Below are 11,372 nucleotides of genomic sequence, written 5' to 3'. Positions count from 1 at the left end.
GAAAAAGGCGACGTCAGGGCCGCGCGAATGCGGGCCCAAGCGTGCGGCGCGCTTCGGTGAGCGCGGCACGCGCCGCGTGCGCATCGGCGGCCAGCCGGATCATCGCGCCGAGCTGCGAAGGCGCACGTATGAGCGACGCGAGAATCGGGACGAGAGCCGTCGTGCCGTCGTCGCGCAGGCCCGCTGTGGCCGCCTCGGGCAGCGCTCGCCACGCCGGGTCGACGATCGCCCGGCAGGCCATGAACGGCAGGCCGTGCGCGCGCGCCATCCCGGCCGCGATGTGAGACTCCATATCGACAGCCAACGCACCGCGGGCCCGGTTGAGCGCGGCCTTTTGTTCGGTGCTCGTCAGCGGTGCCGTGACGGCCGCGAGCACGCCGCACTGCCAGGGCGCGTCGAGCGTCGCGGCAGCAAGCCTCGCGACGATGCGCTCGCGCCAGGCGGGGTCCGTCGGCATGCTACCGTCCGGGCCATCGATGGCATCGGCGACGATCAGCGTACCGGCCCGGAGATCGGCGGCGAGCCCGCCCGCCGTACCGAAGCTGATGACACCCGATGCGCCGCGTGCCAGCGCCGCGGCCAATGCGCGTTCGAGCAAGTCGCTGCGGGCCGCATAGACCGCATGCACACCCTCGCCGCGCGCGATGCGGGCTTCGAATGCCATGCCCGTCACGGCAATCACGGGCAGTGGCGCGTGCGGTTCCATCGTCACATGCCGACAGATACGCGCACCTGCCGGCCGCGCACGAGGTTCCGATAGCGGGCAAGCGCCCATAGCGGAAAGAACTTGCGGTAGCCGTGATAGCGAAGGTAAAAGACGCGCGGAAAGCCGGTCGCGGTAAAACGCGTCTCGTCCCACAAACCGTGCTCGCGCTGCGTGCGCAGCAGGTAGGCCACTCCGCGTTCGACCGCGGGATGCGCGACCGCACCGGCCGCCATGAGCCCAAGGACCGCCCAAGCCGTTTGCGAGGCCGTGCTGAGCGCGCGCTCGTAACCGCGATAGTCGAGCTTGTAGCTCGTACCGTCCTCGCCCCAGCCGCCATCGTCGTTCTGGATCGCCGCGAGCCATTGCACGGCGCGGCGGATCCGCGGGTCCTCGTGAGACATGCCGGCCGCGTTGAGCGCACAGAGCGCCGTCCAGGTGCCGTAGATGTAATTCATGCCCCAGCGGCCGTACCAGCTGCCGTCGTCCTCCTGCTCGTCGAGCAAGTAGTCGTAGGCGCGCCGGGCAGGCTCGCTCGCGGCCGGCAGCTCGCCCAACTGCGCGAGCATCGACAGACAACGCCCTGACACGTCGGCGGTCGGCGGATCGAGCAACGCACCATGGTCGGAGAACGGAATGTTGTTGAGGTGGTAATGCGTGTTCTCGGGCTCGAAGGCGCCCCATCCGCCGTCGCTGCTCTGCATGCCGACCACCCACTCGCGTGCGCGTGCGATCGCCTCGCGGTCCACGTTGGAGCCCGTGAGCTTCGCTGCGCGCTCCATCGCCATGGCAACGACAGCCGTATCGTCGACATCGGGGTAGTGCGGATTCGCATACTGGAATGCCCACCCCCCCGGCCGCACGTTCGGGCGACGCGAGATCCAATCGCCCCGCACATCGAGAATCTGCAGCGGACGCAGCCACTGGATGCCCAGCAACGCCGCCTGCTCGGCGCGCGGCAGCTCCGTCTCCAAGAGCGCATGCGCCGCGAGCGAGGTGTCCCAGACCGGTGACAGACACGGCTGACAGTAAGCCTCGTCGTCGCCGATCACGAGCAGCTTCTCGATCGATGCCCGCGCGATCGCACGGTTCGGATGATCGGGTGGATAACCGAGCGTGTCGTACATCATGACGGCGTTCGCCATCGCCGGGAAAATCGCGCCGAGCCCGTCTTCGCCATTCAGGCGCTCGTCGACGAACGCGACGGCCGCCTCGATCGCACGCTGCCGTGTCGCCTTCGGAAACAATCGGTCGGTCACGCGCAGCACGCTGTCCACGGCACGAAAGAACGCGAACCAGCCCTTGCTTTGATGCGGTGCGCGCGGCAGCAGCCGGGCATCGTCCGGCGCACCGCGAAACAGCTCGTCGATGCGAACGCCACGTGGATTGCGCGCCACCGGACGCCGGGCGTTGAGTACGAGCAACGGCACGATCACCGTGCGAGCCCAATACGAGACCTTGGACAGATGAAACGGAAACCACTGCGGCAACAGCGCGATTTCCACGGGCATCATCGGGACGGCACGCCAGGGCATCACGCCATACAGCGCAAGCAGGATGCGCGTGAAGACATTGACGGCTTCGGCCCCGCCCGCGGCCAGAATCGCGCGACGCGCGCGCTGCATGTGATCCGCGCTCTCGGGTTCACCCGCCATTTTCAGCGCGAAATAAGCTTTCACGCTGGCGCTGATATCGAGCGCGCCATCCGTGAAAAGTGGCCAGCCGCCGTCGTCGAGCTGAATCCGGCGCAAGTAGCGCACGATCTTGCGTTCGAGCTCTGCGTTCGGCGTCTCGCCGAGGTAATGGACGAGCAGGATGTATTCGGCGGGAATCGTCGCATCGGCTTCGAGCTCGTAGACCCAATGGCCGTCAGGGCGCTGATCGGCCAGGATCGCATCGGTCGCGCGCGAAATCGCGCTCTCCAGCGCATCGTCCCCGGGTGCCGCGCGCGTGGCATCGAGCGCGGCAACGGCGGCATGTGCTGAGGAAAAATCGTTCATCGGCATGTATACGTTTGATTGAGAAGCGCTCATGTCGCCCCGTTGCGCTTTGTGCGGTGTGCTTCCGCTCGCCCGGATCTAAAAGAGCGCGTACCGGGCGACGATCCACATGAGCCGCAGGCGTGGCTTGGACACCGGCGTGCGCGGCACGTCGAACCCGCGTTCGAGCGTGCGCTCGAGCAGGAACCGATAGACGCCCGACATGATCCGTGGCGCCCGCACGACTTTCTTCGGGGCGGCGTTCATGATCGCATCGGCTCGACGGAAGTGGTCAAGGGCACGCTCGGCCAACGTCGCGCAGATGCGCGGCAGCGATGGATCGTCCGCGATCGCGAGCGGATTCGCAGCCGCGATCCCTTCCCGCGCCAACAGCTCGCGCGGCAGATAACAGCGATTGATCGCGGCGTCTTCGTCGATATCGCGCAGGATGTTCGTCAACTGCAATGCCCGGCCGAGATGGTACGACAGGGCCCTTCCCGGCTCCTCCTGCATGCCGAAAATCCGCACCGAGAGCCGCCCCGCGGCACTCGCGACGCGGTCACAGTAAAGATCGAGCGTGGCTTCGTCGGGCGCACAGATATCGGCGGCCGCATCCATCGCCATGCCGTCGATCATCGCGTGAAAATCCTCGCGTTGCAGATCGAACGTGCGGATATGACGCGTCAGCGCGGCGAGCGACGGCCGCGGCGTGCCCGCGTAACAGGCGTCGATATCGTTGCGCCATCGCCCAAGAGCGGCGCTGCGTTCCGCGCGCGGCGCGTCGCTGTCCGCGATGTCGTCGACCGCCCGGCAAAATGCGTAGACCTGATACATCGCATCGCGTTGCGGCGCAGGCAGAATGCGCATCGCGAGATAAAACGAGCTGCTCGAGGTGACGGCGGCGGCGTCGGTTTCGGATTCGTCCACGACGAGATTTGAAACAGCCAAGGCGAACTCCGCTGTGGCGCCCTCCCGGGCGATTGAAAGTCGATACCCCACGCGGCGTGCCGTTAAGGCACCACGCGGCGTCATCGGCCCGCGCGATCAGCCGCAATGCGCCGGCGGGAGTGCCGGAAACGCGCCAAAGTATATCAACCTTTTTTGGGGCCCGTCAGGCCAGCGCGACCGAGCGGTTGCGCCCTTGCCGTTTGGCGCTGTAAAGCGCCGCATCGGCCTCGTTGATGAGGACTTCGTAGCCCGGCAGGCCGGGGCGCGCAGCGGCACCGCCGACACTGGCGGTCACGGGCACGCGCATGCCTTCGGCTTCCACGGGCGTATCGCAGATCGTGGTCCGGATTTTTTCGGCGACGATCATGGCATCGGCAAGCGGCGTGCAGGGCAACAGCAGCGCGAATTCTTCGCCGCCGAAACGCCCGAAGATGTCCTGCGCGCGCAATGCATCGGCCACCCGCTGCGCCATCACGCGCAGCACGGTATCGCCCACGGCGTGCCCGAACCGGTCGTTGATGTCCTTGAAATGATCTAGATCGAAGAGCAGCACCGAAAGCTCGCCGCCGTAGCGCTGCCAGCGCGCAAATTCGTCGCGCAGCCGCGCTTCGAAAAAGCGCCGGTTCGCGATGCCCGTCAGACCGTCGCGATTCGCATACTCGCGCAGCTTGACGACGGCCTCCTCGCGCTCGCGTTGCATCACGCTCACATTCGTGACGTCGGAAATCGTCACGCACACCGCGACGACTTCGCGCCCACGCGTAAGCGGCATGAACGTGCAATCCTGCTGCATGAAATCGACCCCGCCGGTGATGGGCCGGTCGTGGTCGAACTTGAACAGATAGGGGCGCTGCTCCCAGGAGCTGAAGGCGAAGCTGCCGAGCTGAAAGACGCTCTCCACCTTGCGCGTGAGCCAGACGCGCGGCAGTTCGGGAAAACTATCGAAGACCGACTTGCCGACGACTTGTTCGGCCGGCAATCCGCTGTGGTCCTGCATGAAGCGATTCCACATCAGTACCTTCATCGTGCGATCGAGCACGAAGATGCCGAAGTCCACCCGCTCGATGACGAGATCGCTGAGAGACTGCTCCATCACTTGATTCATAGGCTGGACAGGATCGCATTGAGCGCCTCGTTCATGCGGCGAATGGATTCTTCGGCCATCAGCATGACGAGATGGGCGCGGAACGTCTTATCTTCGAGCGAGAAATTGACTTCGAGCAGCAGTGCCGTCCGCCAGGCCAGCACGTCGGCATGGAAGACGTCTTCGAGCGCGAGCTTTTCGCCGAGCAGCCCGGGCGCCGAGAAGATCGGCGTGCGATCGAGCTGATTCATGATGCACGACACGCACGCACCGGTCAGCACGTTCGCCACATCGAACATCAACTCGGTCTGGCTGACCGATTCATATGCCGAATGAACGTAAGGGTCATTGACGAGTGCGCATAGACTGCCGACGCCGCTGCTGCGGCAGATGACGAGCGCCTCGCCTTTGATGTCCGACCGAAAACCCTGACGCACGGCGATGACATGCTCGTCGATGCCGGTCATGTCGCGCAGCGTGCGCGCCGCATCCTCGACTCGCACCACCCTCACCCGCGGCACGGACAGCTCGATGAACGTATCGAGCAGCGTCGCGAGGCGCGTGGCGGCCTGGCCCATCGCCAGATTGGCGATTTCCTGCAATGCGTCGCGCTGGTCTTCGGTCAGAACGGTCTCACGCATACAAGCCGTACTCCTTGAGGATCGGCAGCAAGGCCTCGGGGGTCACGGGCTTGGCGACGAACGCGGCGGCGCCGAGCGCGCGAACGCGCTCCTGCGCAAGAGGTTGCACGTCTGCCGACACCACGATCACGAAGGTATTGAGGTCCTCGTGCTGCAAGGCCTCGAGTACCTGATAGCCGTTCATGTCGGGCATCGTCAGGTCGAGGAACATGACCGACGCTTTGCCCGCCCGATAAAGCGCGAGCGCCTCGCGGCCGTTCGATGCATAGGTGATGTCGACGTCCCAGTCGTCCGGCAAGGCTTTCGTCAGAACCTTGCGGGCAAGCAGGGAGTCATCGGCGATCACAATCGGCAAGGGCATGGCAGGCGTGACGAAAAGGCGGATCAATCTACACCGAGTTAACGGCGGCTCGGAAACCTTCTTTAGCGAGAGGGCGAGCTCAGGTCGGCAGGCTGCGAGCGCGCGGCGAGCAGCGCGCTTTCCGGACGGACCGGAAGAGGCGCCGCGGCGGCTCCGCGCACGCGTATGGCGGCGAAGCAGGCATGCCTCACAGGTGCGTCCCCCCCGCAGGACGCGTGTTTTCTCGTAAAAGTGAGCCAAATTCTCTTGGCAAACAGACGGAAAATCAACTCCCCCAGTTTTGGCAGAACGATGAAACGTCGCAGCATTTATCAATGTGAAGAAATGGAAGGGACATATTTCGCTAATATTGCGTGGATTATTCTTTTGTGTACGTTTGCGCTTCCGATTTCGTCGCTGTTTTCGTCGGCCGAAAGGTCGACGAGCCTCATAAATGTAACGGAGCACACGTTAGGCAGCGATTCAAGTCGCTTATGATTGGAATCAGGCAACCTATCCCTCCTTGGATCTCTCGACCATGACGCGTCACCGGCGCGACGCACCGGCAGCGAACCCGACGCCTTCGAGTTGGCAGGAAGAGTCGTCGTACCCGAGCGTCCCCGAGCCCGACTTCGCGGGCCGGCGCACCACGCTGATCGTCATGCTCGGAGCGGCGATCGTCCTGCCGTGCGTCTATGCGGCGGCCGTGGCCTATTCGGATTTCCGCACCGGTGTCGCTCGGGCGACCGACGCTGCGGTGCGCACCGTGCGCATCGCCGAGGAGCACGCGCTCAAGGTTTTCGATCTGAACGAAACGCTCGATGCCCGCGTGGACGACCTCGTGCACGGGCTCGACGACAGCCAGGTGCGCGCCCGCGAAGCATACATCCACGACAGTCTCGTCAAAATCGGCGGCGGCTACCCGCAGGTGGGCTCAATTTCGATCTTCGGGCCCGACGGGCTGCTCCTCGCGAACAGCCGCTATTACCCCGCGCCGCTCGCGTCGATCGCCGGGCGCGACGATTTCGTGGGCATTCGGGGCGGGCAGATTCTCGAGCATGTCTCGAAGGTCATGGTCTGGCATGCCGGCAGCGGCGAGGCGGTATTCAATACGGGCATTGCCCGGCGCCTGCCCGACGGCAAGTTCGGCGGCCTCGTTTCTGTCGCGCTGCGGCGTTCGTACTTCGAATCGTTTTACCGGGAACTGCTTGGCTCGGAGAGCCGCGCGCTCACGATCTCGCTGATGCGCTCGGACGGCGCGGTGCTGGCGTCGTACCCGCAGTCGAGCGAGGCCGCCCCGCCGCCGGCGTTTGCTTCCGCGCTCCAACGCGGCACCAAGGCGGGTGTGATTCGAGTCGGTCATTCGCCGGAGACCGGTCACGGCGAGATTCTTGCGTTCCGGCGCGTCGGCGCCTACCCGGTATATGTCTCGTGCGCGTATAGCGGTGCGGCGATTTGGGCAGACTGGTCGCACCGCGTTGCCGTGCTTGCTGTATCGATTTTCGTTCCATCCATCGTCCTTTGGTTCGTTCTCGGCCTATCGTTACGACGTCTTTCGGCCGAAGAAGAAGCGTGGACGCGCTGGCAAGCCGAAGCTTCGATGCGGCGCTCCATCGAAACGGCGTACCGGCAGTCGCGCAAGATGGAGGCGTTGGGCAACCTCGTCGGCACGGTCGCGCACGACTTCAACAACCTGCTGATGATTGTTGCCACCAACGTCCAGATCGCGCGGCGCCGCGGGTCCGCCCAGATCGAAAGCGAACTCGGTGCGATCGAGCGCGCGCTCAAAAGCGGCCAATCTCTCACGCGCCAGTTGCTCGGCGTCGCGCGCAAACAACCGCTGCGCAGCGAGACGATCGATCTGGCGCGTTGGATCGCAGCCAGCCGCGAATTCCTGCATGCATCGCTCGGCGCGAAGGTCAGTCTCGTCATCGACATCGCCAACCCGATTTGGCCTATCGAGGTCGACATCGCCGAACTCGAGCTTGCGCTGATCAATATTGCCGTCAATGCGCGAGACGCGATGCCGAACGGCGGGCAGTTCACGATTCGCGCGCATGACATTCGCCTCGAGCGCGAAAGCGGGTTCGCGCTTACTGGCGAATTCGTGGTCGTGACACTCGAAGACACCGGAACGGGAATGTCGCCGGAAGTCCTTGCTCACGCATTCGAGCCGCTTTATACGACGAAACCGCAGGGCATGGGTACGGGGCTCGGATTGCCGCAAGTCTTCGCATTTTGCGAGCGTTCAGGCGGACTCGCGACGATCGATAGCACGTTGGGCGTCGGGACATCCGTACGACTGTATTTGCCGCGCTCCACCGCCACGCCGGCCGAGCCCGCTCTTGACTCGCCGCGCTCCGGAAGCGCAGAGGGCAGCAGCGGTCTGCGCATTTTGCTCGTCGAAGATAACGACGAGGTCGCCGCTGGCACCGAAGCCTTGCTGCGCATGATGGGGCATGACGTCACCTGCCTATTCAATGCGGATGCCGCACTGCAACTCATCGGGCACCCCACGACGCCGGCATTCGATGTCGTCATTTCGGACATCCATATGCCGGGTACCCGCAATGGCCTCGATCTAGCGGAGTCGGCGCAGTCGCTCGTGCCCCCGCTGCCCGTCATTCTTGTGACGGGTTATGCGCAAGAACTCGAACGCGCGCGGAATGTCCGCGTACGCGTGCTGTCAAAACCTTTCGATATCGCCCTGCTCGACGCGATGCTGCAGACCATCCGGCGAGAACGGGAAGAACACGCCCCAGCGGCGGGCAAGGCGAGTTGAGCGGGGCCGGCCCATTATTTGCAACAATTAATGTGCCGTGACTAAAAGTCGATAGGGGGAGCGCATCATGCAGCACACGGTCATTGCATTTTTCGATACGTACGCCGGGGCGGAGGAAGCTCGCGACGCATTGGTCGTCCAGGGAATCGCCCGGACGTCTATTACGCTGCAAGCGCGTTGTGAGCCGACGTACGCCACCGACGCCACAACGGTTGTCGAGCCGCCGCATGTCGACGAAGGGCTGCTCGCGAGCATCGAGCGATTCTTCGAATCGCTTTTCGCGAGCGAGCCGCCACGGCGCGAAACGACTCAATACGCCGAAGCCGTGCGCCGGGGGGCGGTCATGCTGAGCGTGGATGTCGTCGATGACGCGCAATGCGAGGCGGTTCGCGCCGCCCTCGCCGCGCGCAACCCGATGGACATCGAAGAACGGGCTGCCACGTGGTGCGCTCCGGCCGACGAGGTGGCGCGGGAGCGCTCGCCGCTCGAGGAACTCGGTTTTCGGCGAAACCCCACCGTGACTACGCGCGGCAGGGTGCATAGTTTCGCGCGAAAAGAGCAAGCCGCGGAGCCGTCCGGCCCGGCAGCAGCCAAGGACGTGGCCGCGAGCGAGGCAGACGCCATGGCCGTTGCCGCGGGCGCTGCCCCCGGTATGGGCGCGGTGTTCGCTGGACGGCGCGACGAGGCGCGGGCACAAGATGCCGGCACGCCTTCCGGTGCGGCCGTCACGCCAGCAGCGCCAAGCGCTTCACCGTCGTCTGTACCCGACGAGTACCTGCAGGAGGAAGAGCATTTTCACGGCAGCGAGCGCGACGATCGATAGCGGTCGCTAGCACGCGACGCACGATCAATGCTTCGCCGTCTGGCGTTGCACCCAGGCGGCGAAGCGATCGACGAACCCTTGCAGGAACTTGCGCGTGCTCTCGTTGGCGATATTCCCCGACGCGTCGAAAAAGTCTTCGGTGTGCTTGAGGAATATTTCGGGCTGGCCCATCGTGGGCACGTCGAGATACGCGAGCACGTTGCGTAGATGCTGCTGTGCGAGCGCCGTACCCGTCGCACCGACAGAGATACCGCAAACGGCCGCGGGTTTGTCCTTCCACGAGTTGTGTCCCCATGGACGCGAGCCCCAATCGATCGCGTTTTTGAGTACGCCAGGCATCGAACGGTTGTACTCAGGCGTCACGAACAAGAGCCCATCTGCTGCTTCTATCCGCTGCTTGAATTCGCGCGCGACTGGCGGGAAGTCCGCATCGTAGTCCTGCGAATAAAGCGGCAACACGCCGAGATCCAGGTACGAGAACGTCATCTCCGAGCCTGCGAGCCGGGCGAGCGCCTGCGCCAGTTGCTTGTTGAACGAATCCCGGCGCAGACTGCCCACCACCACTTCGATTCGATAAGCCATCAAGTCGCTCCTTGCACATTGAGAGGCGCCGCCCCAGGTACCTCCGGGACGACGAGCTTTCCATGATAGTCGCCCATGTGTCGAACCAGCGGCCAATTTATGCGCAGCCCAGTCAGATGGCAGCGGGCTCTGGGTTTCAGGCCGCCTTTCCACAACCTTTTCCACAGAATCTGTGGATAACTTCGGTTTCCCCCTCCCCGCTTACCGAACGTCACAATCATGACGTTCGGATGACGACGGCGTCCGTCCAGGACTGCCGACTGTAAGGTAGATCAGGCGAACAATGCACGGACCGCCTCGGGCGGTCGCCCGATGACGGCTTTACCGTTGCGCGTCACGATCGGCCGCTGGAGCAAGATGGGATGGCTCGCAAGCGCAGCGAAAAGAGCATCGTCGTCGAGCGAAGCGTCCGCGAGTCCGAGTTCGTCGTACACGGGCTCCGTATCGCGAATCATGTCGCGAACCCGCCCGCCGAGCATGCGATGAAGCGCTTTCAATTCGTCCACACTGAGCGGTTCCTTCAGGTATTCGACGATGCGCACCGGCTCCCCGGAGGTATTCAACGTACTGTCGATCAGTTCGCAGGTGGAACGTGACTTCGAACAGCGCGTGTTGTGATAGATGGTGATCATGGATAAACAGCTCCTGCCTGAACGTTGGAAATATTCGGTCGTGATTCTACGAAACGCGGAACCGCCGCGGTAGCGCAGCTTAGTGGATGTGCTCCGGAAATACTGGCGATGCTTCGAGCGAGGAGCCTGCTAGGGGGCGGCAGGACGGCCGGGAGTTGTTAGGGAATAAGTTGCTCTTCGTCGAATTCAACATATTTTTATTTTTTGTCGAACGCATCTCGATGACGCAGTAATGAGCTGGCTCCGGATTGGGTTCGCGGCTTATGGACTGTAAGACCGTGGCGCTGGAAGGGATTGTGGAAGGTGCCTGCTCGGCGCAGGTTTGCTGACGGCCATCTCTGACGAGATTACGGGCCACTCGGCGAGGCGAGCGCAACGTCTCGTTGTCATTTGGCACCGGCAACCGTCCGCGGGAACCGAGAACTTTATGCGCATAAAGCGTCGGCCCCTTTGCCGCTCCCCGGGAAGGAGTGTGAAAAGCGCGATCACCACGGGGCGCGAGCCACGGCGGCCCGTGCGCGATGGGGCGTTAAGAAGCGGACGTCATTCCGATCCAGCGATAGGTGCCCTGATGCAGGTGTGGTCCGTTGATCCACAAAACATTTTCGGGCGACGCAATTGCGCCCAAGCATTCGACGCTGCCTCGGGGAGCGCGTTCGGCGCGGGGCTCGCGCCAGACAGACCTAGACCCATGAGACGCTAGCCACAGTCCTGAATTGTTCCGATCGGCTCTCGGCTCTCGGCTCTCGGCTCTCGGCTCTCGGCTCTCGGCTCTCGGCTCTCGGCTCTCGGCTCTCGGCTCTCGGCTCTCGGCTCTCGGCTCTCGGCTCTCGGCTCTCGGCTCTCGGCTCTCGGCTC

10 protein-coding genes are annotated in these 11,372 nt (G+C 63.9%); 2 read left to right on the top strand and 8 right to left on the bottom strand.

Features of this window, described 5'->3' with window-relative positions; translation table 11 throughout:
• Window positions 1-13: 13 nt before the first annotated feature.
• From VGL01_RS10800 to VGL01_RS10775, 6 genes are all read right to left on the bottom strand, one after another.
• Window positions 14-706 (bottom strand): phosphorylase, encoded by a 693-nt coding sequence (locus VGL01_RS10800; RefSeq protein ID WP_331569094.1) that lies wholly within the window; start codon window positions 704-706, stop codon window positions 14-16.
• A gap of 2 nt (window positions 707-708) precedes the next feature.
• On the bottom strand, window positions 709-2,703 hold the full coding sequence (gene shc / locus VGL01_RS10795) for a squalene--hopene cyclase (protein ID WP_331569093.1): 1,995 nt from the start codon (window positions 2,701-2,703) through the stop codon (window positions 709-711).
• 78 nt (window positions 2,704-2,781) lie between these two features.
• A complete protein-coding gene (gene hpnD / locus VGL01_RS10790; protein ID WP_331569092.1) occupies window positions 2,782-3,630 on the bottom strand; it encodes a presqualene diphosphate synthase HpnD in 849 nt (282 codons plus the stop codon).
• 163 nt (window positions 3,631-3,793) lie between these two features.
• Window positions 3,794-4,723, bottom strand: coding sequence for a sensor domain-containing diguanylate cyclase (locus VGL01_RS10785; protein WP_414720223.1), 930 nt, complete (start codon window positions 4,721-4,723; stop codon window positions 3,794-3,796).
• 8 nt (window positions 4,724-4,731) lie between these two features.
• Window positions 4,732-5,355: a chemotaxis protein CheC gene (locus VGL01_RS10780; RefSeq protein WP_331569088.1), complete on the bottom strand. Its 624-nt coding sequence runs from the start codon at window positions 5,353-5,355 to the stop codon at window positions 4,732-4,734.
• Window positions 5,348-5,716 (bottom strand): response regulator, encoded by a 369-nt coding sequence (locus VGL01_RS10775; protein ID WP_331569086.1) that lies wholly within the window; start codon window positions 5,714-5,716, stop codon window positions 5,348-5,350. The genes VGL01_RS10780 and VGL01_RS10775 overlap by 8 nt, the downstream gene beginning before the upstream one ends.
• A gap of 517 nt (window positions 5,717-6,233) precedes the next feature.
• Here VGL01_RS10775 and VGL01_RS10770 point away from each other — a divergent pair.
• Together VGL01_RS10770 and VGL01_RS10765 are read left to right on the top strand one after the other, a co-directional pair.
• Complete coding sequence (locus VGL01_RS10770) at window positions 6,234-8,477, top strand: hybrid sensor histidine kinase/response regulator (protein ID WP_331569083.1); 2,244 nt, start codon at window positions 6,234-6,236, stop codon at window positions 8,475-8,477.
• A gap of 67 nt (window positions 8,478-8,544) precedes the next feature.
• Window positions 8,545-9,300: a hypothetical protein gene (locus VGL01_RS10765; RefSeq protein WP_331569081.1), complete on the top strand. Its 756-nt coding sequence runs from the start codon at window positions 8,545-8,547 to the stop codon at window positions 9,298-9,300.
• 24 nt (window positions 9,301-9,324) lie between these two features.
• Here the strand turns inward: VGL01_RS10765 and VGL01_RS10760 are convergent, their stop codons facing one another.
• Together VGL01_RS10760 and arsC are read right to left on the bottom strand one after the other, a co-directional pair.
• Window positions 9,325-9,882: an NADPH-dependent FMN reductase gene (locus VGL01_RS10760; protein ID WP_331569079.1), complete on the bottom strand. Its 558-nt coding sequence runs from the start codon at window positions 9,880-9,882 to the stop codon at window positions 9,325-9,327.
• 272 nt (window positions 9,883-10,154) lie between these two features.
• Window positions 10,155-10,514 carry an arsenate reductase (glutaredoxin) gene (gene arsC, locus VGL01_RS10755; RefSeq protein WP_331569077.1) on the bottom strand — a complete coding sequence of 120 codons (360 nt, stop codon included), beginning with the start codon at window positions 10,512-10,514 and terminating at the stop codon, window positions 10,155-10,157.
• Window positions 10,515-11,372 lie beyond the last annotated feature (858 nt).

This window comes from Trinickia sp., assembly GCF_036503415.1.
Classification (GTDB): domain Bacteria; phylum Pseudomonadota; class Gammaproteobacteria; order Burkholderiales; family Burkholderiaceae; genus Trinickia.
Note: the sequence above shows the minus strand (reverse complement) of the source record. Positions and strands in the feature narration are given on the sequence as shown.